Raw genomic sequence first — 26,742 nt, 5'->3', positions numbered from 1 at the left:
ATTAATCATTAATATCTTCGATTTCTTGATCAAAGCAGCGTAAAAAATATTCCGATAAAATGGGTTTTTCCATTTCTTCACAACGATTTAGGAACGAATATTTAAAGGCAGTATCGATATTTTTAAAGAAAGTGAGATTCTCGACCCAGGTTATGACGGTTCTTGGTGACATTAAGGTTGAAATATCACCATTGGCAAAGCCTTGTCGGGTTAGTGTTGCCATTGCGACCATTTTCTCGATAAGCAAATGCCCGTGTTCATTATCTAAGTGAGGGGCTTTTGCCAAGATGATTTTGGTTTCATGGTTCGGGGAAAGATAGTTTAAGTTGGCAATGATATTCCAACGGTCTAGCTGGCTTTGGTTTAAAATTTGGGTGCCAGAATATAACCCCGAAATATTGCCTAAACCCACAGTATTACAAGTCGCAAACATACGAAACAAAGGATGAGGCGTGATGGCGGTATTGTGTTCTAACGACGTATATTTGCCATTTTGTTCCAGCAGTTGCTGAATAACAAACATGACATCGGGTTTACCTGCATCATATTCATCAAATACTAAAGCAATGGGTCGCTGCAAGCTGCTTGGTAATATTCCCGGTTTGAATTCGGTGACCTGCAATCCTTCTTTAATGGAAATGGTATCTTTGCCAATCAAATCCATTCGGCTTAAATGCCCATCGAGATTAATTCTTAAACATGGCCAATTTAATTTTGCAGCGACTTGTTCGATGTGAGAAGACTTGCCTGTTCCATGCATGCCTTGAATTAAGGTTCTGCGATTAAACGCAAAACCGGCCAAGATCGCTAAAGTGACTTCAGGATCAAATTGATAGGTCGAATCGATACTCGGGACAAGATCACTTTTCTCAGCAAAAGCCGGTACCCATAAGTCGGAGTCAATGCCGAACATTTCTCTTACCGACACCTGAATGGTGGGTGGTGTTGTGTTTTCAACCATGACGAATAGCTCCTTAAATGTCATTCATTTTACGTGTCAACTATGTGTCTGTGTGCCTCTCTTATGGCATCACAGAGTCACCTTTGATGACGACGCCTCTTCAAAATAAGTAATAAACGATATTTATTGTACAGAATATGGCCTTATTTGTGATCTATAATTTAATAATGGAATAATTTGTTCCATTTTATTGAAAATATTTTGACCAAATAAAAAGTGAAGCCTAAGGTAAAGACGAATAAAAGATTTCAATAACATGTTCCATTTAAAGGAATGATGACAATTCCAAGGAGAAGTAGAATGAGCGAGAAAGAAAAGCGTACCGTTGTTTCAGGCAGCACAAAAATGACACCATCTGAGGCTTTCGTTGAAACCTTAGTGGCAAATGATGTGACTGATATGTTTGGGATAATGGGTTCTGCCTTTATGGATGCCATGGACATTTTTGCGCCCGCCGGTATTCGTTTAATTCCTGTTGTGCATGAACAAGGTGCAGGACATATGGCCGATGGTTACTCTCGTGTATCTGGGCGTCATGGTGTGGTGATTGGTCAAAATGGCCCCGGAATTAGTAACTGTGTTACGTCTATTGCGGCGGCATATTGGGCGCACAGCCCTGTGGTTATTGTGACGCCAGAAACTGGGACTACAACAATGGGGTTGGGTGGCTTCCAAGAATGTCAGCAATTGCCAATGTTCCAAGAGTTCACCAAATATCAAGGCCATGTTACTCACCCTGCGAGAATGGCAGAATACACAGGTCGCTGTTTTGATCGCGCAATGAGCGAAATGGGGCCAACTCAGTTAAATATTCCTCGTGATTATTTCTATGGCGAAATTCAAGCGGAAATCCCACAACCTGCGCGATTAGATCGCGGTCCAGGTGGTGAGCGTTCATTGAATGAAGCAGCAGATTTAATCGCGCAAGCTAAATTCCCAGTCATTATTTCTGGTGGCGGCGTGGTGATGGCCGATGCCGTTGAAGAATGTATTGCATTGGCTGAACGTTTAGGTGCACCGGTTGTGAATAGCTATTTACATAACGATTCATTCCCAGCAAGCCATTCATTATGGTGTGGACCATTGGGCTATCAAGGCTCAAAAGCCGCAATGAAACTGATGGCACAAGCGGATGTGGTTATTGCGCTAGGTACACGTTTAGGTCCATTCGGCACTTTGCCTCAACACGGTATGGATTACTGGCCTAAAGACGCCAAAATTATCCAAATTGATGCAGACAACAAAATGCTTGGCCTTGTGAAGAAAATCTCGGTTGGTATTTGTGGTGATGCGAAAGCTTCGGCAGTGGCATTAACGGAACGATTAACGGATCGCGTTTTAGATTGCGATGACAATCGTGGTCAACGTTTAGAAAAAGTAGCGCTAGAAAAAGAGCAGTGGGAAAAAGAGTTGGACGAATGGACTCATGAACGTGACCCATTTAGCTTAGATATGATTGAGCAAAATAAGAACGAAACGCCATTTTCTGGTGGTGAATACTTGCACCCACGCCAAGTGTTACGTGAACTAGAAAAAGCAATGCCAGAAGATGTCATGGTATCAACCGATATCGGTAACATTAACTCTATTGCAAACAGTTACTTGAGATTTGAAAAACCACGTAGTTTCTTTGCTGCAATGAGCTTTGGTAATTGTGGTTATGCTTTCCCAACCATTATTGGCGCGAAAGTAGCTGCGCCTCATCGCCCTGCGATTTCATATGCAGGAGACGGAGCATGGGGGATGAGTTTAATGGAAACCATGACCAGTGTTCGTCATAACATTCCAGTAACGGCTGTGGTTTTCCATAACCGTCAATGGGGCGCTGAGAAGAAAAACCAAGTGGATTTCTATAATCGTCGCTTTGTCGCGGGTGAGTTGGACAACCAAAGTTTTGCTGAAATTGCACGAGCAATGGGCGCAGAAGGGATCACGGTTGATCGTTTAGAAGATGTGGGCCCAAGTTTGAAAAAAGCCATCGACATGCAAATGAACGAAGGAAAAACCACCATTATTGAGATCATGTGTACTCAAGAATTGGGTGACCCATTCCGTCGTGATGCCTTGTCGACGCCTGTAAGATTCTTAGATAAATATAAAGACTTCGTTTAAAACTGTAGTCGCACCTAGCTGACTTTATTAGGTGCGACTGAATCAACGATATTTAAGTTTTTAATAGTGATCTAGTTAAAGGTTTACTTCTATAAAGTCTGTATTTTAAAGAATTAATAATTCATGTTTGTTTTTATTGTTGATTTTAAAGGAATAATTTTATGTGCCATTTTTGTAAGAAATTGACGGTCTATACATAAGGTTTATCTTTTTTAGATAAATGAACAGGGATGAATTAATAGGGATAATTTATGAAGGAAATAAATGAAATAAATTCAGTGAGTACATATATTGATGCTGTTGATAGCCTTAATTATTCAAAGGTTCCATTATTATTTCGAGGGCCAAGTGACAGTAAGCCTGATTTATTACCGAGCATTGCTCGACCTGAATTTATTAATGTTGCTCTGTCTGAAAGTGAACTTTTATCGACAATGCATAAATATAAAAGCCAAGCATTAAAAACCAATAGTTGGTCTTTGATTTGTGAGGCAATGGATGAAGGTTTACCGACTCGATTAATGGAGTGGATGGTAAACCCACTGGTTGCGTTATGGCTTGCATGTCAACCACAACACAACCATCCAGCTGTTTTTGTGCTTAACGCCAATGAAGATCGTAAGGTAGATATAAAAACAGTAACCGCCACTTTGAATAAGACAGTGGTATTTGAAATGTCGGATATCACGTTTAAGCGCGCTGATGAACAACGCTGGTGTACGCTTCACCCTATTATGGCTCATTTAGATAATGAAATTTTACCTCTTGAGGAAGAACTTCTAAATAGTGATGAGTTAATAGTAATTCGAGTTTCAAAGTCTTCATGCTCTAAAATATTAGAAGAATTAGTGAGTTATGGATTTAAGTTAAATAATGACACCGTTAATTTGTCTATTTTAACCAAATCTTTTAATAAAGAATTTCATTCGGACTTTGTTAAAAAAGATAGGCAGAAAATAATAGAACGATTTTCTGATTCTATGTCTCCGACCATGAATGACTTAAACCAATATGGCAAGAAGTATCATGTTGATTTCGATTTTGATTAAGTAAATAAGGAAAGAAAGAATGGATTTTAAACACAATGAAAATCAAGTGGATGTGAATTTTTTACAAGAATTTAGTGATGCTTGGAATAACCATGATGTTGATGCCTTAATGACTTTTATGGCAGATGACTGTGTATTTCATACGGCGGGTGGTGACGGTGAACTTGGCGTGTCTTTTCAAGGTAAAGAATCAGTAAGAGAAAGTTTTGCTGCGGTATGGAAAAACTTCCCAGATGTGGCGTGGAAAGATCCTGTGCACTTTGTGTGTGGTGATCGTGCGGTATCAGAGTCAACCTTTACCGCAACCAATCCAGATGGAAGTCGAATTGAAGCTCGTATGGTCGATGTATTCACGTTGAAAGGCGGCAAAATCTTGGTCAAAAATGCCTATCGTAAGAACAGACCAGCAATTCAGCCAAGCCAAAATTAATTTATCCATTGTGATTTTAGGATGTGGAAAATGAATAATGTGTTGAATGACTCTAATCTAAATATCGTGGATTTATCTCAAGGCGCTAGCCCTATCATCACGTCTTCAAGAGAGGCGTATGATCCATCTTATGATCCACTAAAAGACAAAAATCCCGGACATGGTCGAGACTACGCACCGACTTATTGGGTTGGAACGGCAGGGGAACCGCCAGCAGATGATGGTCCAATTTTAAGTGATACGGATGCCGATGTTGTGATCATTGGATCAGGATTTACCGGCCTAACTACGGCGATTCATTTAGCGGAAAATTATGGCATTAAAGCCACGATATTAGAAGCGAACCGCGTAAGTTGGGGTTGCAGTACTCGCAATGGTGGTCAAGCACAATGTGCTTCAGGGCGACTTAAACGTTCACAATGGATTGAACGCTGGGGGCTTGAAACTGCATTAAAGATGCATCGTGAATGTGTTGATGGTATGCAAACCTTTAAAGATCTGATTAAAGATATTGATTGCCAACCTCAACCGGGTGGTCATTTGTACATTGCTCATCGTCCAAAAGTCATGGCGGGCTTAGAAAAAGAAGCCAAGTTATTACGTAATACCTTTGATTACGACGCGCAGATTTTAGATGAACTAACGGTCAAGCGTGACTTTGTCGATGACAAAGAAGCCTATGGTGCCATGCATGAGCCAGAAGGTATCGGTATTCATCCGGGCAAATTAGCGTTTGGCTATATTAATAAAGCGCGCGCATTAGGTGTGAAAATTCACCCTGCCAGTCCAGTGCTTGGCTGGGAAACACGCAATGGCGTGCATTATTTAAAAACGCCTGGCGGAACGGTGAAAGCAGGTTCTGTCGCGGTATGTACGGGTGGCTATACCTCGCAAAATTTACATAAAGAAACGAAGAATCGTTTGTTGCCAGTTCTATCGAATTCAATGGTGACTCGACCATTAACGCCTCAAGAACTTGAAGCGTGTAATTTTAAAACGCATCAAGTGTTAACCGACACTCGCATTTTACGCCATTACTACCGCTTGCTTCCTGATAATAGGATTCAAATTGGTACGCGTAGCGCTATCACAGGCAAGAATGCACCGAAGAAAAAATATGAAGATATGTTACGTGCCGATCTCATTCGTAAGTTCCCAGCACTAGCGGGTATTCAGATTGATTACTCTTGGTGGGGATGGGTGGATGTAAGCCATGACATGATGCCGAGAATTTACCAACCTAACCCTAAAGAAAGTATTTTTTATGCCATGGGGTATGGCGGCAACGGCGTGATGTACTCAGCGCAAGCCGGTAAACGATTGGCGCAATGGATAGCCGGAGAAGGGCATACATTGGACTTGCCAATTTTCCAATCCAAGCTGCCCTTTCCAAATATTCGAGAGGTGATTGAATCCGAATCTTTCGCACCTTTTAGACGATTAGGGCAAACATTTTTATACCGTTGGTATTCATTGAAAGATGAAGTGCTGTAACGGAAATCGAGCGATATCCAATCATTTATTGTGAATGATTTTGAGTTCCAACTAAGGAAGATCAACGACCAGGATTGTTGTACCAGGTCTTATTACTACCAAGAAATGTACATGATGTACTCTATTATAAAAAGGTTAAGACTATGAATAATAAAAAATTAACAGCTTACTTTGCTGCTATTAGTGTCACTTTAATGTCCAGTAATGCGTTCGCAGAAACTTTTAAAATGGCGATAGGTGATGCTGCTGGGGGAACACAATGGGAACTTGCGACTAAGTTTTCTGAAATTATGAAAGATAAAACCTCAGGTAAAGTAAATATCGATCTCTTTCCGAATGGGCAACTAGGTAATGAACAAGACACGGTAAATGATGCTGCGATCGGTTTGTTGGATTTTTCAGTTTTGGCGATCAACAACGTGACGCCATTTTCCCCTACCGTTGGTGTACTAACCATGCCATACCTGATTCAAAGCGCCGATGAAGCTAAATTATTAACGCAAGGGCCGATTGGTAAAGAATTAGTCGATAATACCGTGCGTGATGCTGGCGTACGCATTGTGGGTTGGGCATATTCAGGTTTTAGAGTATTAACCAATTCAAAGCGCCCAGTTAAAACACCAGCCGATCTAAAAGGCATGGTCATTCGTGTTCCTCGTAACGAAATTATGATCGCGTCTTATCAAGCATGGGGCGTTAACCCAACACCAATGGCGTGGTCGGAAACATTCACTGCATTGCAACAAGGTGTGGTTGATGGGCAAGATAATCCATACACCACGGTGTATGCGATGAAATTTAATGAAGTACAAAAATACGTCACAAATATCCGCTATATCTTTTCTTTAGAGCCACTGATTGTGAGTGAATCAGTCTTTAAACAACAAACTCCTGAGATGCAGAAAAACATCCTAGAAGCAGGTCAAGAAGCGACCGCTTATAGTTTCACTTACCTGCAAAAAACCGAAAGTTCTATCCGTAAAGATCTGCAAGAAAAAGGCATGGTTTTTGTTGATCCAGACAATAACGAGAAAGAATGGATCGATGCGGTTAAAGCGGATGTTTGGCCGAAATTTTATAAAAGTATTGGCGGTCAAGATAAATTCGACCATGTGTTGAAGGCGTTAGGTAGAGAGTAAGTTTAACCCTCTATTGATCCACATGTGTTTGGCTGGGGATGAAGGTATTTTTAGCGTCCCCAGTTAAACAAACCATAAAGTATCTCAATCCTAAGAGTACATTGTAAACATGACAGTTTAATGATGTATATCTAGACAGAAAATTACGATTGAAACGGTACTTTGATCCATAGCACAGATGTTCGTGTCACGTAAATGGCGTTCATTGTGATGGTAAAGCAGGAGGCTGTATGCCAGTCGTAACATCAATAAAGAAGCATTTAAACAATATTGAAGAATATACATGTTGTTTATTGCTAGCTAGTTTTGTCATGCTTCTTTTTACGCAGATTCTTTCACGTCAATTTTTCAGTTACTCCATCCCTTGGGGCGATGAAATTGCCACTTATATGTTTATTTGGTTTGCTTACCTTGGCGCGGTAGTGGCCGCTAAATATTCAGCGCACAACCGAGTCAGTTTTCACTTTAATTTTTTCCCACCCATAGTGAAGAAAGTTTGCGAGACCATCGCAGATGGCTTGTGGATTTTATTTAATGGTTACTTCGTCTACTTAAGCTACGACTTTGTTTTTAATAAAATGAACCTGTTTTGGAAGTCTCAAACAACAGGCATTCCAATGAAGTATTTCTACTTTATTTTACCTATCGCTTTTTCATTAATGATAATTCGTATCTTATGGAATAACTACGAACGGTTATTTAAAGGCATAGAAACTGAAGATATTGAAACCGCAGAGTTAAAAAAAGCAACAGCTAAGAAATCAATGGAGTAGAGATAATATAATGGATGAATATCTAACACTTATACTTTTTGGTGGTTTTTTGATCATGTTGATTTTAGGTGCGCCTATTACGGTTTCTTTGGCCGGCGCATCCATGGCAGCGTACATGATTTTGGATAAAAACCCGATTGCCCTTGTTCAGATTGCGTTTACTTCGGTAGGTAACTTTCCTTTAATGGCGCTTCCTGCTTTTGTTTTGGCGGGGGCTTTAATGGAAGCAGCAGGGATTTCTAAACGATTAGTCGATATTGCAGAAAGCTTAGCTGGCCCCGTAACGGGTGGGTTGGGCGCGGCAACGGTTGTGGCTTGTTTGTTCTTTGGTGCGATTTCTGGCTCTGGGCCTGCGACTACTGCAGCCGTTGGGATGTTAATGATCCCGGCAATGGTGAAACGTAATTACGATAAAAGTTATGCGTCGGCGGTCACTGCAGCATCAGGGGGGTTAGGCATTATTATTCCGCCTTCAATCCCTATCGTTATTTTTGGTATTTCTGCTATGGGGCTTAGGCCGCCACCAGAAGCGATTGCTCTACATGGTATTTTTGCCTCTGTTTCTATTCCTAAGTTGTTTATTGCTGGCGTGATTCCAGGCTTATTGATGGCAATGACGTTAATTACGACGAACTATATTATTGCGAAAAGAAAAGGGTACAAAGGCTTAACCGAGACATGGTCATATTCTGAAATTAGGCAAGCACTGCGTAAAGGAATTTGGTCATTACTCGCACCACTTTTGATTTTAGGTGGGATTTATACTGGGGTATTCACGCCAACAGAATCCGCCGTAGTGGCAATCTTTTATTCTTTATTTGTGGGTTTGTTTATTCATAGAGAACTTGTCTTTAAAAGCATTATGAAATCGCTAACCACAACAACGTGGATCACTGGACGCGTATTGCTAATTTTGTTTGCTGCCACGGTTTTCGGTCGCTTATTGATTGAGCAAAAAATCCCAGTGGTTGTTGCAGAATCATTATTAAGCTTTACCGACAACATGTACTTGGTTTGGGCATTAACCATAGGGTTATTGTTGTTCATTGGCATGTTTATGGAAACGTTAGCCGCAATCATGATTATTGTACCGGTGCTTTTACCTATCATGTACATGCTAGGCGCGGATCCGACTCATGTGGGTATTGTGATTGTTTGTGTGTTGTCGATAGGCTTTGCCACCCCGCCATTAGGTGAAAATATATTTGTGGCATCTGGTATTGGTGGTTCCACGGTGGAACAGATCACCGCTAAAATACATCCGTTTGTATTGGCATCGATCATTGGCGTGTTCCTGATCGCTTTCTTTCCACAAATCACCCTTTGGCTACCTTCGCTACTGGGTTATTAATGAGGAATTAAATGATGGAAAAACAACGAAAAATAATCACTATGCTTTGTGCCGCCCTGCTCTTTTGGGGGGGCAGCCATACGGCATTGGCTGAAACGAAGAGTATTGATGCTAACAATGTGTTGAATATCGACAGGCCACATATTGCAAGCCAAGACGAAATGAGGGCAAAAGCGTTATTAACCAAAGCGGTGAGCTATGTTCAGGACAATGGACTAAGTGCGGTTGAAGACTTTTCAAAAGATGATCAATTTATTGATAATGAATTGTATGTCTTTGCACTGAATACCAAAGGGATATTTCTTGCCAGTGGCGGCTCTTCTGTGAGCTTAGTCGGTTCAAATGTGAGTAACACCGTCGATACCCAAGGAAAGCCTTTCTTTCAACAAATGATCGATACTGCGGCGAACGATAAAGTCGATATGATTGAATATTTTTGGAACAACCCGGTCGATAGAAGCGGGGATCCCAACGTACTTTTTATACGCGTGTTGAAAATATCATCTTAGCCGTTGGCTATAACCCAATACGTTCTACCCAAGTTGAAGCGAAAGCGTTACTTGATAAAGCGATGCAAGCAATGTTAACCAATGAAGAGGCAACCATAAAAGTCTTTAATGATCCTAAAGGGCCATTTGTAAAAGGTGACTTGTATGTGTTTGTGCTAGATATCAATACGGGTAAATTTTTAGCGCATGGTGCTTCGGCTGAATTGGTTGGGAAATTGGGTTCAGAGGTGTTAGGCCCAGATGACAAACCAACGTTGATAAACATACTGCAGCAAGCAAAAGAAAACGGCAAAGGTGAGTATCGTTATCGTTGGGTTAATCCGACATCAGGGAAAGTGGAAACCAAGTCGACCTTCTACCGAGTGCTGGATAATAAAGTGATCGCAGTTGGGTATTACACTCGACAAGTGAGTTCGTTTTAGTGTTCCAATGCGATGTTTAAATCAATGATTTAATGGTATTTAAACATCGCAAAACCTATGTTCTATTCCTCTTACTGTTTAGAAGTAATACAAAACAAACTTAAGAATCAATTGAATAGAGATTAAGATCAGCGTAATGAAAACAATTTTTCGTAACGTGGTGTTCTTTAATGGTGGTGGATATTTACGTGCCAAAGTGGTGACAACATAAACCAACGGCACAGCAATGAGCGATAAAATAACAATATTTTGAGTTAACCCACCTTGCAAGTACACAATCACGGTTCGTGATGAAGCCGTGCAGGTAAAGACTAATAACAAAATGGTTCGAATCGCTTCAATCGCAATAGGTTGTTTATACAAATGGTAGACAACCGGTGGGCCTGCCATGCCAAATAACCCACCAGAGAAACCAGAAGCAAAGCCTGCACCGATAAAAGAAGCTGAATTTGATGGCTGTTCTTTCAATTTCGGCTGGAAAATAAAGGTTAAGCTAGAAAGTAAAATCATAACTCCCAGCGCGCCACTTAATAGGTTGGTCGCAGAACCTGACAAGGTATTTAAAAGATAAAGCCCAAATAATGTTCCAGGGAGAATGCCAACAACAATGGCGATAAATATGGATTTATTGATGTCGATTTTTTTACCGATCAGTGCGCTAACACAGTTAGGTAAAGTAATGATGCTGACGACAGCGGCCATGATCGAAATGGGTGCCAAATGAAGCAAGGTGCACAGGCCAATCACAATAATACCAAGCCCGAACCCTGTGATCGTTTGAAAGTAAGCGCCTAAACAGATAGCGAGCAAAGAAAAAACTAAGTCGATGATATCCATAATTATCCTGATTATTGGCTGAGTTTATGATTTGTTTTCATATCCTGGATATACTCAAAATTACTTGGATATATCTGTCGTGCTATGGTCATGGGTGCTTTGTACAGCCGTGACCGCAACAACGTTAATAATGTCTTCAACGTTGCATCCGCGGGAGAGATCATTGGCCGGTTTTTTGAGTCCTTGTAATAAAGGACCAATTGCCACGGCGCTAGCTAAGCGTTCAGCTAATTTATAGCCAATGTTACCGGCTTCTAAATTGGGAAAAATGAGTACATTGGAACGTCCTTTCACTTTGGATGTTGGCAGTTTTCGTTCTGCAATTTCAGAGACCAAGGCGGTATCCAGTTGAACATCTTGGTCGATAGCAAGGTTCGGGCATTGTTGTTGTACCTGCTTGGCGGCTTCAATCACTTTATCAACCGAAGCATGTTTGGCACTGCCATTGGTTGAAAAAGACAACATGGCCACTTTGGGTTCCACTTCCAATAAGCATTGAGCACTATTGGCTGCGGCGATAGCGATCGATGCTAATTGAGCTGCGTTAGGGTCGACGACAAGGCCACAATCACTGAAAATTAAGCCGCCTTGTAAATTGTGAAAGGGTTTACATAACATCATAAGAAAAAAACTAGATACAAGATCGCTATTCTCATCCATGCCGACGATTTGAATGGCATTTCTAACAACGTCAGCAGTGGTATAAACAGCGCCATTGACCGTGCCATCGGCTAATCCAACATGCACCATTAAGTTGGCAAAGCACAGTGGATTAGCGGCTTGCTCAGTCGCTTGTTGATAAGTGAGCCCCTTATGTTGTCTTAAAGCAAAAAGCTGTTGAACCAGTGCTTCTGTTAAAGGTGATGTGGCTGGATCAACGATTTTTGTGTCATTCAATTCAATCTGATGTTGCTTTGCAGTATCTAGAATGAGGGATTCATCGCCAATTAACACAATATTGGCAATTTTTCGTTTCGTAATTGTCGATGCCGCTTTTAAGATACGAATATCTTGAGATTCACTTAATACAATGGTTTTATTTTGCCTTTGGGCTTTTTGAATGATGTTATCCAGAATCTTCATTTAAACTCCATTTTCGGAATAAATAGTTCCATAAATTAAATTTATGTTATGTTGTTAACATGGAAAGATCAATTTATATTCAATAAATGGAAATTATTTTGATACAGAGATACAATTTCCAGTAAAAGAGACAGAAAGAGAAAACGATATGGATGAGACTTTAGAACAACAAAAAGAAACCCCTACGTTAAGATTGTTTTCTTTATTGGAAGTAATTGCTCAGAAGGATGAGTTTATTTCTTTGCAAGGTCTGGTTGAGGAAACAGGCTTTCCAAAGCCGACTTTGCATCGAATGCTGCAACAATTGGAATCGGCAGGCATTATTCAAAAAGATGGTGATGATAAACATTACAGCTCAGGGGTTAGGCTGAGAAAGCTGGCCGAAAATCTTCTTCTTAATAGCACCATGCACAGTGCAAGGCATGCGATTTTACAAAATCTTCGAGAAGAAGTCGGTGAAAACTGTAATCTGACGGCACTCTCTGGTGGTGAAATTATCTACCTAGACCGTGTTGAAACGGATGCACCATTACGTTTTTATTTACACCCCGGTTCAAGAGTGCCGGTTCACTGTTCAGCATCGGGTAAGTTATTTTTGGCCCATATGTCGCAATCCCAACGACGTCGTTTAATCGGCAATGCCGAGTTACAGCAATACACTACTAACACCATTACTGATTATCCGTCTTTAGAAAAAGATATTGAAAGCGCGAAAATTCAAGGCTACGCCATCGATAATGAAGAGTATTTACCGGGTTTAGTCTGTATTGCAGTCTTAGTGCCGTCATCGGTAGGTCATTCCAACTTGGGTCTAGCGATTCAAGCCCCAGTGATCCGAGTCAAGCCAGATGAAGCATTAAAATTCTTACCGGCTTTATTGAAGGCTGCAAAAGCGTTAGCTCAAATAGAAGAAGAATGTTGGGATAAATAACTTGAAATAAAATTTAAAAATGGCGACGCGTCTTAACACTCGTCGCCATTTTTGTCTTTGAAGGTAATTTGCTCGGTATTGTTTGGGTGAGCAAATAACCACTATTTATGATGGTGTTGAGAAAATTCAACTTAACCGAACTCACCACCGATATATTCTGCGGTCATGGTTTGAGCCGGGCGATGAAAGAGTTGCTCTGTTTGGTCAAATTCGACCAATTCTCCCATGTGCATAAACGCAGTGAAATCTGAAATGCGTTTGGCTTGCTGCATGTTGTGGGTCACGATCACAATAGTGAAGGTTTTTCTGAGTTTGCTGATCAGTTTTTCTATCCCTTGAGTGGCGATAGGATCAAGCGCAGAAGTAGGTTCGTCCATTAAAATGACTTCTGGTTTTAGCGCAATGGTGCGTGCAATACATAAACGTTGCTGTTGACCGCCAGACAGCCCCATCGCATCGGCATGCAATTTGTCTTTCACTTCTTTCCACAGTCGAGCATGTTCCAAAGCATCTTGCACACGTTCGTCCATTTCGGCCCTAGACAGTTTTTCATTTAAACGAATTCCAAAGGCAATATTTTCGTAAATCGACATTGGAAATGGCGTAGGTTTTTGGAAGATCATACCCACTTTGCTGCGAAGTCCGTATAAATCGACATCATTAGATAGAATATTATCGCCATCAAGATCAATGCAGCCTTCTGCGAAATGCTCATCATACAGGTTATAAATGCGGTTCATGGTGCGAAGTAAAGTCGATTTTCCACAGCCAGAAGCCCCAATGATCGCAGTGACATGGTTGTCATAGATGGGCAGATTGATATCAAATAATGCCTGCTTGCCTTTGCCATAAAAGAAATTCAATCCTTGAACGTGCATGCGTTTTGCGAGCGTATTTACATCAATAGGTGAGGTCATAGTATTTTCAGTCTTCATGTCTTTATTCATGGCAGGGTGGTTAATCACAATTGATGGACCGTTTGTGGTGATCGTCGGATTTGATTTAATGGCTTTCATCAGGTTTATCCTCTCTTCTGCAAGCTTTTAATGTGCGAACGTTTCGCCAACATGGCAGGCAGCACTCGGGAAGTAATATTTAACATTAAAATGGCGACCGTAATGATCAACGCACCGGTCCAAGCTAAATCGTTCCACGAGTCATAAGGGCTCATGGCAAGGCGATAAATAGTGACAGGCAAGTTTGCCATTGGGCCATTCATATCCAGCGACATAAAGGTGTTATTAAGCGCGGTAAACAGCAGTGGCGCAGTTTCACCAGAGATGCGGGCGAACGACAACAGCACACCCGTTAAGATGCCAGCCCCTACGCTGCGATAGCTGAGGGATAATGTGACGCGCCATTTAGGCATGCCAAGCCCTGCACCGGCTTCACGAATGCTCTTTGGCACCAACTTGAGCATTTCTTCAGTGGTGGAAATGATCATGGGTAGGGCGATCATGGCAAGGGCAATTGAGCCTGCCCAACCAGAAAAGCTGCCCATTGGTTTCACGCAAATTTGGTATACAAATAAGCCAATCAGAATCGAGGGGGCGCTCATTAACATGCCATTTAAAAAGCGGATAGTATCGGCCAGTTTTGAGTGCTTGCCGTATTCAGAAAGCCAGGTTCCCGCTAACAAGCCAATGGGGATCGCGATCAGGATGCCAATACCACTGATCATCAAACTGCCTACGATGGCATTGGCAAGGCCACCTTCCCCGCCCGGGCTTGGCATGGATTCAGTAAAAGTGGTGAGATGTAAGCCATGTAATCCTTTGCTCAGTAAGCTGTATACGATGACGCTCAAAATCACTAAACCTAGCCCGGTTGCGCTGTAGCACAAAGCGCGAAAAGCTTTACTTTTGGCTGTACGCCATTGAGAACGAGTCATTATTTGTTGCCTTTTCTAAGCTGAATTCGGGCATAACCCATAACCATAAAGGTGATCACAAAGAGCACCAAACCGAGCTCTAACAACGAAGCAATGTGGGTTGGATCGGTGGCTTCGTTGAATTGTTCGGCGATGGTGGCTGAAATGGACGTCGCAGGCATAAATAGCGACGCATTAATGTCTTGAGAGCCACCAATCACAAAGGTGATCGCCATGGTTTCGCCCAGTGCTCGACCAAGCGCCAGAATAAAAGCGCCTAAAATTGAGCTTTTAATCGAAGGCAGTAACACTTTTAAAATCACTTCATAAGAATGCGCGCCAATACCGTAAGACGATTCACGCAATACATTAGGCACGGTTGAAAGTGCGTCTTTAATGAGTGACGTGAAGATTGGCAGAATCATAATGGCTAAGATGATGCCTGAGGTAAGCAGGCCCAAACCAATCGGTGGGCCATCAAATAACACGCCAATAACAGGTAATGGGCTGAGGTTATCGAGCATCCAAGTTTGAATGTTTTCTGAGAACCAAGGAGCGAAGACAAATAAGCCCCACATGCCATAAATGATGCTTGGTACGGCGGCCAGTAATTCAATCGCCATGCTAATCGGTTTGGCAATCCACTTAGGCACAAGTTCTGATAACGAAATCGCAATGGCAATGCCGACAGGGGTGGCAAGTAATACGGCAATGATGGCGGAAACCATAGTGCCGTATAAGGCATTGGCGGCACCAAACAAAGATTGAACTGGATCCCAGTCGGTATTGGTTATAAAGCCAAAACCAAATTTAGAAATAGCTGGCCATGCACCGCCAACTAAAGATGCAAAGAGGGCGATCATAATCAGCATGATCAACAAGGCACTGGTATAGCTGGCATTTTTAAATAAACGCTCAACTCGATTATGAGTAAAGAATTTTGGTGCTAAGGAAGTTTCTAAGTGTGAAACGCTCAAAGTAGTGTCCTGATCTTAATGAACAAATAGGATGAATACAGGTAACTTAGGTTAAGTAAGGATGATGCAACGACACCATCCTTATTGATAAGGCCATGATTTATTTTTTAGTGAAAATCGCTGAACCATCGCTCGCTTGAATGTCTTGTGACCACATGGTTTCGACCATATCAACTACATTGCTTGGCATTGGTACGTAGCCTAACTTGGCCGCCATATCGCCATGTTGATAGCCCCATTGGAAGAACTTCAATACTTGCTTGGCGTTGTCAGAGTTGGCTTGTTCTTTATGCATTAAGATAAAGGTTGCTGCTGTCAGTGGCCAAGATAGTGCACCGGGTTGATCATTGAGCATTAACTTGAAGCCTGGTGCATTTTTCCAATCGGCACTGGCTGCTGCAGCTTGGAATGCGGCTAAATCAGGCTTAATGAAATGGCCATCTTTATTTTGCATTTGGGTGTAAACCAATTGGTTTTGTTCAGCGTAAGCGTATTCCACATAACCAATGGCGCCCGGTGTACGTTTGACTAAGTTCGCCACGCCTGCATTACCTTTACCACCCAAGTTGGTTGCCGCTTTTGGCCAAGCGATTTCTTTACCCATGCCGACTTGATCAGCCCACGTTTTGCTTACGCGTTGCAAGTAATCGGTGTAGTTATAAGTGGTGCCAGAGCCATCTGAGCGGTGTACTGCCACGATCATTTGATGAGGCAGTGTCAGGTCTGAATTCAACGATTTTAGTTCAGCATCATCCCAGTATTTCACTTTGCCTAAGTAGATATCCGCTAATGCCTCACCAGAGAGTTTGAGTTCACCCGCTTTGATGCCTTTGACATGAATAACCGGAACAATCGATCCCATCACCGCAGGAAATTGCACCAAGCCATTTTTATCTAATTCATCTTTACTTAAAGGGGCGTCCGATGCGCCGAAATCTACGGTTTTTGCTTCTATTTGCTTAATGCCACCGCCGGAACCAATCGCTTGATAGTTCAGTTGTACTCCAGTTTCTTGGTTATAAGCTTTTGCCCACTCGGCATAAACCGGATACGGAAAGGTTGCACCCGCACCGTTAATGGTCGTTGCCGCCATTGTTGAAGCGGATACCACGGTTAACGAAGCTAAAATCAAAGCGTATTTCTTCATTTTTAATATCCCAATTTGTAAGTAAATATTTCAATACGGGTAAGTTAACTGCAATAGATTTCAGTTTTGTTACAGAGGGGGTTTAAATATGGAATCATAAGTTTCATATATGAAGTGAGTAACTTAATGATTGTTTTTGCTTTATTTATTGTTATTTCCCCATGCTTTGTGAAGTGATGAGGAAGCGGCTGAATTTTTAGTAAGCCGTGTTCTCAGACTTTTTGTTTATTTTTATTTGATGTGTTTTGTTACATTTATCTTGGTGAGTATGTTTTGTTTAAGTTACCGGCAGAGATTGATGGGTACGGTGAATAATGAGAGGAATTAAGATTTTCTTTTTATTTGGAAGTATTTGTAAGACAATCATCGGCTTTGTGTGTGGTATATACTCAGTACGATAAATATATCCATCATTCCAATACTGACTTTAATCACTGGTACTCATTTTTATGCGGATAATGCGACACTTACTTGGTCTTCTGGGGTTGGTATCTATGCCAGCCTTTGCTGTTGTTCCTCTCTTTCCGCAGATCCCTGAACACGATATGCCTAAAGTCGATGGGATTTTGAATGGCTTAGGCGCTGGTGGTGATTATGATAGCTCTAAAGCGATTGATTTCTCAGTGCTTCCAGGGCCGTTTTATACTCCTGAAAAGAAGTTCGGTATTGGGGTGTCTGCAGTGGGTCTATACCACACTGCAAGTGATGCTGATTTGAGCCATCAACCTTCTAACATCACGATTAATAGCTTTGTATCCAGTAATCTTTCGGTAGGTGTGACGCTTAACAATACGACTTTTTTAAATGATGGTCAGCAAAGGTTTGAGTTATTAGCCAAGTACCTGAATGCGCCCGATGTGTATTACGGTAAAGGCTATGATGCCGGCCAAAATGACGACAATAAGCATGATTTTTTAAATAAGACATTTCAATTCGCGCCTAAATATTCGTTTAAGTTACGTCCTAATTTATTGTTTGGTTTAGGTTTTGACTACCAAAGTGTGTCAGCCAGTAATGTTGAAATGAATGACGTACCGGTAACTAAATCTAATGAGCTGACAAACAATCAAGCGTTAGGGTTAACCATGAACTTAACTTACGACACGCGTGATTACATATTGAACCCTTATTCAGGTTGGCTACTGCAATTAGATGCCGGTTATTACTCGGATATGTTAGGGGATAATGAGTTTTCGACTTACACCACAACGGTATCGAATTACATTGATCTGCAACCGATCCCCGGTGTATTAGCTTGGCAGGTAAAAGGGGAGTTTACTCATGGTGATGTACCTTGGAATTACTTGCCTGAAGTCGGTGGCGCGAATAACTTACGTGGCTACATTGAAGGTCGTTATCGTGATAACCAAGTTGTGTATACCCAAGTAGAATACCGTTTGCCCTTGTTCGGGCGAGTTGGGATGGTGACTTGGATTGGCGCAGCCACTTCGGCTGATCAATTGGATGGCTTAGGTGAAGATGCTTTAATGAGTTATGGTGTCGGTTATCGTTTTCGGGTGAAGGATCGAGTCAATTTACGCCTAGATTTCGCGATAGGTGAAAATGAATCCATGACTTACTTTAATGTGAATGAATCGTTCTAACGTATTGATCCGTATCTTATACTCATAGTTTGAAATTAAGAAGTGCCACTCTTCATTGAGTGGCACTTTTTTATTGCGCTTATCTTTTATTGAAAGCCATATAACGTCAAGATTTACCAATAATTTTCGAAGCTGAAATGCCCAGCTTCACGGCGAAGATGTTTCTTATAGCCCATCTGTTGCAGAGCATCACGCGTGTCGTGAACCATGTTTGGGTTGCCACACAAGTAGAAGAAACTGTTTTGCTCTGTGAGCGGAACGTGTGCAGCAGTGGCAAGGCCCCCCGTTTGAAGTTGTTGAGGGATCCGACCCGATAATGCACCAGAAACTGATTCGCGTGAAACAATAGGCACATAGCGTAGCTTGCCTTTATAAGCTTTCATTAAATCGATAATTTTGTCTTTATAAACGAGTTCTTCTTGAGTGCGGACCGCATGCACCAGAACTAAGTGATCAAAGCGTTGGCATTGCTCGACTTCTTCCAAAATGGAAATAAAAGGACCGATACCGGTTCCAGTTGAAAGCATCCATAGATCTTTGGTGGTGTCGGGCACTTCATCTAATGTCATGAAACCGGCGGGTAGTGTGCCAACCAAAACGTCATCACCTGGTTTTAAATCGCCCAGTAACGGTGTGAGTTTTCCGTCTGGGATCTCAATCACTAAGAATTCAAATACCGCGTCATCACCTTCAATGCAGGGTTTATTCACCATAGAGTAAGCGCGCCTTACCCATTCATCGTTTTCGTTTCTCACGGCAAGCTTGCTAAATTGACCAGCAGTAAAAGGGGGGGAAGGGAAGGCACTTGCGGGAGCGTGTACATGAAGGGAAAACAAATGTTCAGCCCAATCAATGCGTTTGATGACGGTGCCAGCAACAAAACCTAAAGGGATCTCTTTCATTCGGCTCTCCTTACATTGGTATTAATTTGTAACCTTCAATTTAGAGTACACCTTGGCTAAACATTCTCCAACGTTCAACATCGAAATAATGATGCTTGCGGCAAGATTCAGTTCGTCTTCAGCCAATCTTCAGTTTAGAAAAATAAAATACTGACAGATTTTACCGACGTACCACAAAAATACTGATTCTAACTTGAGGCAATCATTATGATAAAGAATTCACTGCGTGACTTTGATCGATACCGCAGACGCAAAATGGCAAACTTAGAGCCGTTGTTGTATCGCATGATGAATAATAACAAGGAAAATCAATCCCATTTGCTTTCAGTGGATGAAGTGAAAAGCATCGTTATCGTTCGTAATAACAAGCGAATCGGCAACATGTTCTTTTTGATCCCATTTGTTAAGCAGGTACGTTCGGCTTACCCTAAAGCAAGAATCACACTCTTACTTTCTCAACCATGGCAGCAATCGTTATTTGAAGGATTGGGCGTGGATGAATTTTGTTTTTCAGAATTTTCATTTTCCAAAGGCATAAAAACGGTTTCCCATATTCAGAAATTGAAAGAAACCTGTTTTGATTTGCTTCTCACCCCAACCCCTTCAGTTGAAGATACGTTAATGGCTTCAATGTTAACGGCTAAAAATAAAGTGTCGCCGTTTCATCAGCGCCGTGATGCCACATTCACTCATACTTACCACCAATCAGGTCAGCATACGCATACCGCCTTTAACAAGTTGTACCTGATTGAAAAGCTAACGGGAAAAACCGATTGGCCAATATGTCATCAAATGGCACTCAGCGATGAAGAGTTAGAAGAAGGTCGTGTAGCCAAAGAAAGCGTGTATAACGGCGATCGTTTATGTGTGGCTTACTTTCGAGGCGCAAGAGGAAACAAAAAACTTTCGGATGCGGAATGGAAAGAAATTTTATTTAAGTTTGAACAAAAATCACAACAACCAGTGCAATGGGTCGAAATTTTAAGCCCAGATATAACGGAACCTTTACTTACGGAAGCTAAAATATTTCAAAGTAAAAATATGCGCCACTTAGCGAGCTTTTTAAAGCATACAGATGCTTTCCTTTCTTGCGACACAGGCCCTTTGCATTTAGCCGATGCGGCAGGGGCAAATTGCATTGGTTTATTTAATCGCACCGATCCAAATATTTATGGTGTGGTGGGGCGAACCTCTATCAATATTCAAGGTATTGATGAGTTTGATGCGCCGAGATATTTCCAGCACTGCTTTTAAACATTCACAGCAAATCAATAAGATTAGGAGCTTAGATCTTGCCAAGCTTTGGCTTGCTCTAAGTTTCAGTTCATCTTCAGCAAATCTTCAACTTCAGTGCATAACATAGCCGCATTCTGTTTACAGGTATAAAAAATGACCAAATTCTTTTCAGGTTTACTCGGTGATCATTCATCGTGTCGACCAACAATCAAAGTAACCACATTTATTGTTTTACTTTCTTTATATTACGGCTTTGTACTGAATTATCCGATTGTGAGTAAGATATTTTCGTTAAGTTCCGATATTCCCGATGTATGGTTTCCGTATACGGCACCATTAGTTTTATTCTGCGCATTTATCGTGGTGTTTACGTTACTTGCTGTACCATATTTAATGAAGCCATTTATGGTGATTCTCACGCTATCTTCAGCGGTTGCTTTGTATGCCGAATTGACTTATCACATATTATTTGATGTTTCGATGATCGAAAACGTGGTCGGTACAAACACGTCAGAGATTTCCTTTTACTTAAATCTACGCTCATTTTTGTATATTTTAGTATTTGGTATTTCGCCATCATTATTAATCTGTTGGGTTAAAGTCGAATTTAGAGAGACATTATGGAAAGAAATCTCATCACGTATTATTTTAGTTTTATTAGCCTTGGTGAGCGTGTCTTTAATCGCAGTAACTTCTTATAAAGATTATGCTGCTGTTGGTCGTAATAATTCATATTTGAATAAAATGATCATTCCAGGCCATGCGTATAACACCTATCAATATATTCAAAAGAATTACCTAACAAAACCATTGCCTTATGTCAGCCTTGGTGATGATGCCAAACTCGCACCAAGTAAAAATAAAAAGCCAACGTTGGTTATTTTCGTATTGGGTGAAACCGCTCGTTCAATGAACTTTGAAGATAATGGCTATCATCGTGATACTCAGCCATACACGAAGAAATTGGGCTTGGTGTCGTTTAATCATGTTTCATCATGCGGGACTTATACAGCGTTATCAGTGCCTTGCATGTTCTCTAATATGGAACGCATTCACTACAATAAAGCGAAAGCTAATGCGCAAGATAACGCGTTAGATATTATTGCTAAATCGGGCGTAGAAACCTTATGGGTGGACAATGACGGTGGCGATAAAGGCGTCGCTAAAAGAACAAAGCTGATTAAGATTGATCCAAAAGAAGACTCCACCTTGTGCAATGGGGAAACGTGTTTTGATGAAGTGATGCTAAAACACACCAATAAATTCATTCAATCAAATAATAAAGACAAATTGATTGTATTACATAGTATTGGTAGTCATGGGCCGACTTATTTCCAACGCTTCCCAGCTGAAAAAGCAAAATTTGCACCTTGGTGTAATAGCAAAGATATTGAACAGTGTACTGACCAAGAAATAACAAATGTTTACGATAACACACTGGTATATACTGACTACTTTCTGTCGCAGGTAGTTAAAACGCTTCAACAGTATTCTGGGCAGTACAATGTAGCGATGATGTACATGTCGGATCATGGTGAATCCTTGGGTGAAAACGGCATGTATTTGCATGGCACCCCTTATGCACTTGCACCAAAAGAGCAAAAAATGGTTCCTTGGATGATGTGGGTTCCTCAGCAGTATGCGACTCAAAAACACATTGACGTCGACTGCCTAAAAAGAGAAGCACAAAAAACGCACTACTCGCAAGATAACTTCTTTCATAGCTTGATTGGGTTTTATGGTGTGGATACGCAAGAAAAACAAACTCAAATGGATGTTTTCTCAACGTGTCAGGTGAAGACGTGATTTGCTTATTTTTATAATCGATACCCCAAATGAAAGGGGTAAATAACAAGATAGATAGACTTAAAACATGAATGATAAAACCATAGTAAAACGTACCGGGTTTATGCGCATTATTTTCACTTTAAAGCACAGCTACAATGGCTTTAAGTGGATGATTAAAAATGAAGCGGCTTTTCAACAAGAATTGATGTTGTTTATTCCGCTAACGGCTTTGGCGTGTTACTTAGATGTTTCACCGGTTCAATCATTGTGCTTAATTTTGTCTATGATGTTTGTTTTGTTTGCTGAAATGGTCAATACCGCCATAGAAGCGGTGGTGGATCGCATTGGTTTGGAATATCACGATTTATCTGGGCTTGCCAAAAATATCGGCTCAGGCATTGTGACATTGAGTTTATTAATGTCGGTAATGGTGTGGGGTGTGGTGTTATTTCAGCTTTGGGGATAGCGACTAAATACCAAAGTGATCATTCATCTATACCTTTCTTACTTGCCGTCTCATTGCAACTATTTTGGGTATATAATTTAAAGGCTTGCTGAAAGGTAGGCCTTTTTTATCGTTTCTTTTTTTGCCGCTACGAGTACCCATCGCAAGTTAGGTTCATTAATAATAGCGTTAAATATACGGATAGCATTCACATGAAATTATTGATCATTGAAGATTCAGAGCCGCTGCGTCGTGGCATTGTGGTTGGTTTAAATAACTTAGGTTTTACGCTTGATGAAACGGGCGATGGCTCGATGGGCTTGAGCATGGCATTGTCGAATCAATACGATTTAATTATTTTGGATCTGATGCTGCCTAATGTTGATGGTATGAGTATTCTTCGCACTATTCGTATGCAGGCGCTTGAAACAAAAGTGCTTATTTTATCTGCTAAAACTCTACCACAAGATAAGATTGATGGGTTGATGCAAGGAGCAGATGACTATCTAACCAAGCCATTTTCATTTGAAGAATTGCATGCTCGTATCCTTGCCATCTTACGCCGCGGTCAAATGACGAAAATTGATAACCGCCATCAAGCGGCCGGTTTCTGTTTGGACTTAGAAACCAAACGATTTACTTATCTTGATCAAGAAATAGAGCTAACTCGAAATGAGTTTAAGATCATTGAATGTCTGTTTGCGGCTAAAGGTCGAGTGGTGAATGTTGAAATGATCAGCGAAGCCGTAGTGGGAACCTTTGATTATTTATCTAAAAACACCATTGAGTCACATCTTTCTTCTGTTCGTAAAAAGTCGCGTGAAAAAGGTGGAACCTTACCGATAAAAAACAAACGTGGTTTCGGCTACTATGTTGATGAACCCGTAGAAGGATAAATTGGATGATGAAGCGCAACATTCCAGCTAAGCGCACGACCTCAATTAAGCGCAATTTAGTGAACTCCATATCGATTGTTTTTGGTGTGATCATTTTTGCTGTGTATTTGTCTATCGACTTAAGTTTAGACAGCTGGGTGGATCAGCAATTTGATAAGTCTCTTACCAACAAAACCAATTATTTAAAGTCATTGGTAAAAGTAAAGGGTGATACGCTCGACTTTGATGACGAAATGATGGGTGAGTTTCAAGACAAAGGTGACATGCATTATTATGAGTTGTGGTTTAAAGATGAAGTGATCAAACGTTCACCATCTTTAACCGATCATCCTGAGATTAACTTACTGAAAGTGGTGTTGCCGCTTAATACTACTCAATTGTTGGATGTAAAATTACCAAATGGGGAAATAGGCAAAGCATCCATTTCCTATTTTTTACCAGAGTCTGAACAGCTTTCCCCCATTCACGAACATCCTGCTTATCTTACTTTGTATCAATCTACCGATTCGCTAGAGCGCATGCTGACTTTGCTTGATGCTTTATTGGTGGTGACATTCTTTATTTCTATTTTTTTGATGCGATACATTGCAATCCGAATTGTTGATAAGGGGTTGAAACCACTTAAATATTTGAACCAAGAAATTAAAAAAATCGATTTAGATCAAAAGCAAGCAATGACGATTGCAGAGCCTGTGCAAATCGTAGAAGAAATTGAACCAATTCGACAAGAACTCAATGCGTTTATTAAAGCCAATCAGGTTTTTTTGCAAAATGAGAAGCGCTTAACCGGTGATATTGCTCATGAGCTGAAAACTCCGATTGCCGAAATTATGAGTTTAAGTGAAGTGTATATTCGTTATCCCAATGATCCACGTATTGGCGAAACGTACAAAGAAGACATGTTGAAAATATCTCAACGGATGAAGAAGATCGTTGATAACTTGCTGTTGTTACAAAGAACATCTTCTTCATTGATACAAGTGGAACAACACGAAGTAGACATTAATGATTTGATCCAAGATGTCATTAATGAACTCGCTTTTAAATTTGATTCCATCGAATCGAGAGTGGATATTGATTTAACTACAGACATCATTCTGGCGGATCATTTTTCAATTCATACTATTTTGACTAACTTGCTTGATAACGCTTTATTTTATAGCCCAGCAGATTCGCTAGTGAAGGTGCGATTGAATCAACAAGATGGCAATTTACAGCTAAAAATCAATAATGAGGTTGAAAAAGCGCTTTCATCAGAGGATATGGCGCATATATTAGAACCTATGTACCAAGCAGACCAATCTCGAACCTCCGATGATAGATACGGGCTTGGCTTATCGATCGTGGATAATTTATGTCAACTTAATGGTTATCAGTTAAGTATTGATTATTCTAATCCGTGTAGAATTGAATTCATCATTGGGCCGATCCCAACAGAGTGTAAATGATAATTAAAGAGGAAAAAGCACAGGTAAAAAAATGCTCTTTTTCTTTGTTATGAATAGGGGATAATCACGTTGTTGTCAGTCATCCAACTGATGACAACCTTCATACCCCCTTGATGTATGGTTACATCCAAACCTAGTTCATATGAGCTAGGTTTTTTATTGGTTTACGTTCAAATGACGATGGATATAGAGCAATCGAAGACTCACCGGTTACCAGAGTAATAAATATCGTTCATCTTGAGCATACGTATATACTCTACAATTCACCAACGTTAATTACTGTCGGCCTTATGTTTATTTTGCTCCGTTTCTTTACTCGTTTTCTATTTATTGTATTCACTTATAGTTTTCTTGTTTTACCTGCTTATGCTGCAATGCCAGATATTCACGAGCTTAAAACCCATGATGTTGTGAAAGTTTCACTTAGTGATCTTTACCCAACCCAAGCCTTAATCGGTGGTGACCAAGTACGGTATAAGTTGGCGAATTACCAAAAAAATCCAGAGAAAATGTTTGATGATGTGTGTGAGGCGAACGGTCAAAAAGGGGTGAAGTCCTTTGATCAGAATTCTAAAGCGAATCAACCGCAGACGTTTGAATGTTTAGAAGCGATAGGAACGGAAAAACAAGATATTAAAACCGTAGTGATTGCGCCTAATGATCAACTATATCTCACCGATGGCCATCACACATTCACAACCTTTTGGGCGATGCCACAGGGCGGTGCGAATTTTCCTATTCGCGTTATTGTGACGAAAGATTACCGTAACTTAAAAGATATGCCGACCTTTTGGCAGCAGATGAAGGATGATAAATATACCTGGTTATTTGGTGTGAACGGAGAGCCTATTTCACCAGAATCGTTACCAAAACAATTAGCCCTCGATAAATTCCAAGATGATACTTTACGTTCCATGATGTATTTTGCAAAAGGAGTGAGTTGGGATAAACCGGATGTTACCGTGCCATTTCTTGAGTTTTATTGGGCCAAAGCGTTAGCTCCAATGCTGACAGATGCCCCCAATACCCCTGATTTTATCAACAAACTAGATACCGAAACGGGTTATATCGCAGCCTTTGAGCAGATTAATAATATGATCATTTCACTGAAAGGTGAAAATATAGGTGGTTCTGGGCTCACTGCACAGCAGATGGGGCAGCTTAATAAGATCAAACAGAAGAAAGAAAAGAAACAAATTAACAAGATTAAAATGATGTTGGCGTTTAAGCAGTCCGAAATGCAGTAAAGAGGGTTATCGCCTTTAGCAATTTTAGGAATCGATATTTATTTGGATTACTTGGGGTAAGTATCAGTCATATCAATGATATTTACGTGAA

The 26,742-nt window shown here is 40.8% G+C and carries 23 protein-coding genes and 1 pseudogene; 16 read left to right on the top strand and 8 right to left on the bottom strand.

What is annotated here, in order from left to right; genetic code table 11:
• Position 1: 1 nt before the first annotated feature.
• Positions 2-961, bottom strand: a complete 960-nt coding sequence (locus A1QC_RS08055) for an AAA family ATPase (RefSeq protein ID WP_017024632.1) — start codon at positions 959-961, stop codon at positions 2-4.
• 300 nt (positions 962-1,261) lie between these two features.
• Here A1QC_RS08055 and xsc point away from each other — a divergent pair, with 300 nt between their 5' ends.
• From xsc to A1QC_RS15815, 8 genes and pseudogenes are all read left to right on the top strand, one after another.
• On the top strand, positions 1,262-3,073 hold the full coding sequence (gene xsc / locus A1QC_RS08050) for a sulfoacetaldehyde acetyltransferase (RefSeq protein ID WP_017024631.1): 1,812 nt from the start codon (positions 1,262-1,264) through the stop codon (positions 3,071-3,073).
• Positions 3,074-3,324: 251 nt separating this feature from the next.
• Complete coding sequence (locus A1QC_RS08045) at positions 3,325-4,122, top strand: FRG domain-containing protein (RefSeq protein WP_017024630.1); 798 nt, start codon at positions 3,325-3,327, stop codon at positions 4,120-4,122.
• Between the two features lie 19 nt (positions 4,123-4,141).
• A complete protein-coding gene (locus A1QC_RS08040) occupies positions 4,142-4,552 on the top strand; it encodes a nuclear transport factor 2 family protein (protein WP_017024629.1) in 411 nt (136 codons plus the stop codon).
• A 30-nt stretch (positions 4,553-4,582) separates the two neighbouring features.
• Positions 4,583-6,046, top strand: coding sequence for an NAD(P)/FAD-dependent oxidoreductase (locus A1QC_RS08035; protein WP_017024628.1), 1,464 nt, complete (start codon positions 4,583-4,585; stop codon positions 6,044-6,046).
• 194 nt (positions 6,047-6,240) lie between these two features.
• The gene (locus A1QC_RS08030) at positions 6,241-7,185 is read left to right on the top strand and encodes a TRAP transporter substrate-binding protein (RefSeq protein ID WP_050990316.1); all 945 of its coding nucleotides are present in this window, start codon (positions 6,241-6,243) and stop codon (positions 7,183-7,185) included.
• A 230-nt stretch (positions 7,186-7,415) separates the two neighbouring features.
• Positions 7,416-7,958: a TRAP transporter small permease gene (locus tag A1QC_RS08025; protein WP_017024626.1), complete on the top strand. Its 543-nt coding sequence runs from the start codon at positions 7,416-7,418 to the stop codon at positions 7,956-7,958.
• 10 nt (positions 7,959-7,968) lie between these two features.
• The gene (locus A1QC_RS08020; RefSeq protein WP_017024625.1) at positions 7,969-9,309 is read left to right on the top strand and encodes a TRAP transporter large permease; all 1,341 of its coding nucleotides are present in this window, start codon (positions 7,969-7,971) and stop codon (positions 9,307-9,309) included.
• Between the two features lie 14 nt (positions 9,310-9,323).
• Positions 9,324-10,240, top strand: a pseudogene (locus A1QC_RS15815) (cache domain-containing protein).
• A 78-nt stretch (positions 10,241-10,318) separates the two neighbouring features.
• Here A1QC_RS15815 and A1QC_RS08010 read toward each other — a convergent pair.
• Together A1QC_RS08010 and pta are read right to left on the bottom strand one after the other, a co-directional pair.
• Positions 10,319-11,077, bottom strand: a complete 759-nt coding sequence (locus A1QC_RS08010; RefSeq protein ID WP_017024624.1) for a sulfite exporter TauE/SafE family protein — start codon at positions 11,075-11,077, stop codon at positions 10,319-10,321.
• 60 nt (positions 11,078-11,137) lie between these two features.
• On the bottom strand, positions 11,138-12,160 hold the full coding sequence (gene pta, locus A1QC_RS08005; protein WP_017024623.1) for a phosphate acetyltransferase: 1,023 nt from the start codon (positions 12,158-12,160) through the stop codon (positions 11,138-11,140).
• Positions 12,161-12,308: 148 nt separating this feature from the next.
• Between pta and A1QC_RS08000 the strand changes: the two genes are divergently transcribed.
• The gene (locus tag A1QC_RS08000) at positions 12,309-13,091 is read left to right on the top strand and encodes an IclR family transcriptional regulator (protein ID WP_017024622.1); all 783 of its coding nucleotides are present in this window, start codon (positions 12,309-12,311) and stop codon (positions 13,089-13,091) included.
• A gap of 131 nt (positions 13,092-13,222) precedes the next feature.
• Here A1QC_RS08000 and pstB read toward each other — a convergent pair whose 3' ends face one another.
• The 4 genes from pstB to pstS form a co-directional block, all read right to left on the bottom strand.
• Complete coding sequence (gene pstB, locus A1QC_RS07995; protein WP_017024621.1) at positions 13,223-14,107, bottom strand: phosphate ABC transporter ATP-binding protein PstB; 885 nt, start codon at positions 14,105-14,107, stop codon at positions 13,223-13,225.
• 5 nt (positions 14,108-14,112) lie between these two features.
• A complete protein-coding gene (pstA, locus tag A1QC_RS07990) occupies positions 14,113-14,982 on the bottom strand; it encodes a phosphate ABC transporter permease PstA (RefSeq protein ID WP_017024620.1) in 870 nt (289 codons plus the stop codon).
• Positions 14,982-15,938, bottom strand: coding sequence for a phosphate ABC transporter permease subunit PstC (gene pstC, locus A1QC_RS07985; protein ID WP_017024619.1), 957 nt, complete (start codon positions 15,936-15,938; stop codon positions 14,982-14,984). Before pstC ends, pstA begins: the two co-directional genes overlap by 1 nt.
• Before the next feature lie 100 nt (positions 15,939-16,038).
• Positions 16,039-17,085 (bottom strand): phosphate ABC transporter substrate-binding protein PstS, encoded by a 1,047-nt coding sequence (gene pstS / locus A1QC_RS07980; RefSeq protein WP_017024618.1) that lies wholly within the window; start codon positions 17,083-17,085, stop codon positions 16,039-16,041.
• A gap of 494 nt (positions 17,086-17,579) precedes the next feature.
• Between pstS and A1QC_RS07975 the strand changes: the two genes are divergently transcribed.
• Positions 17,580-18,689 carry a BamA/TamA family outer membrane protein gene (locus A1QC_RS07975; RefSeq protein ID WP_017024617.1) on the top strand — a complete coding sequence of 370 codons (1,110 nt, stop codon included), beginning with the start codon at positions 17,580-17,582 and terminating at the stop codon, positions 18,687-18,689.
• A gap of 113 nt (positions 18,690-18,802) precedes the next feature.
• Here A1QC_RS07975 and A1QC_RS07970 read toward each other — a convergent pair whose 3' ends face one another.
• The gene (locus tag A1QC_RS07970; RefSeq protein ID WP_017024616.1) at positions 18,803-19,591 is read right to left on the bottom strand and encodes a ferredoxin--NADP reductase; all 789 of its coding nucleotides are present in this window, start codon (positions 19,589-19,591) and stop codon (positions 18,803-18,805) included.
• Positions 19,592-19,798: 207 nt separating this feature from the next.
• Here A1QC_RS07970 and A1QC_RS07965 point away from each other — a divergent pair, with 207 nt between their 5' ends.
• From A1QC_RS07965 to A1QC_RS07940, 6 genes are all read left to right on the top strand, one after another.
• Positions 19,799-20,845: a glycosyltransferase family 9 protein gene (locus tag A1QC_RS07965; RefSeq protein WP_017024615.1), complete on the top strand. Its 1,047-nt coding sequence runs from the start codon at positions 19,799-19,801 to the stop codon at positions 20,843-20,845.
• A 135-nt stretch (positions 20,846-20,980) separates the two neighbouring features.
• Positions 20,981-22,633 (top strand): phosphoethanolamine transferase, encoded by a 1,653-nt coding sequence (locus A1QC_RS07960; protein ID WP_017024614.1) that lies wholly within the window; start codon positions 20,981-20,983, stop codon positions 22,631-22,633.
• A gap of 67 nt (positions 22,634-22,700) precedes the next feature.
• Entirely contained in the window at positions 22,701-23,081 is a 381-nt protein-coding gene (locus tag A1QC_RS07955; RefSeq protein ID WP_017024613.1) for a diacylglycerol kinase, read from the top strand.
• A gap of 191 nt (positions 23,082-23,272) precedes the next feature.
• The gene (locus tag A1QC_RS07950) at positions 23,273-23,956 is read left to right on the top strand and encodes a response regulator transcription factor (RefSeq protein WP_017024612.1); all 684 of its coding nucleotides are present in this window, start codon (positions 23,273-23,275) and stop codon (positions 23,954-23,956) included.
• A gap of 5 nt (positions 23,957-23,961) precedes the next feature.
• Positions 23,962-25,404 (top strand): sensor histidine kinase, encoded by a 1,443-nt coding sequence (locus A1QC_RS07945; RefSeq protein WP_017024611.1) that lies wholly within the window; start codon positions 23,962-23,964, stop codon positions 25,402-25,404.
• Between the two features lie 290 nt (positions 25,405-25,694).
• Positions 25,695-26,651, top strand: a complete 957-nt coding sequence (locus A1QC_RS07940; RefSeq protein ID WP_017024610.1) for a ParB/Srx family N-terminal domain-containing protein — start codon at positions 25,695-25,697, stop codon at positions 26,649-26,651.
• The last annotated feature ends 91 nt before the right edge of the window (positions 26,652-26,742 follow it).

It is taken from the genome of Vibrio rumoiensis 1S-45 (genome assembly GCF_000286955.2).
Taxonomy (GTDB): domain Bacteria; phylum Pseudomonadota; class Gammaproteobacteria; order Enterobacterales; family Vibrionaceae; genus Vibrio; species Vibrio rumoiensis_A.
Note: the sequence above shows the minus strand (reverse complement) of the source record. Positions and strands in the feature narration are given on the sequence as shown.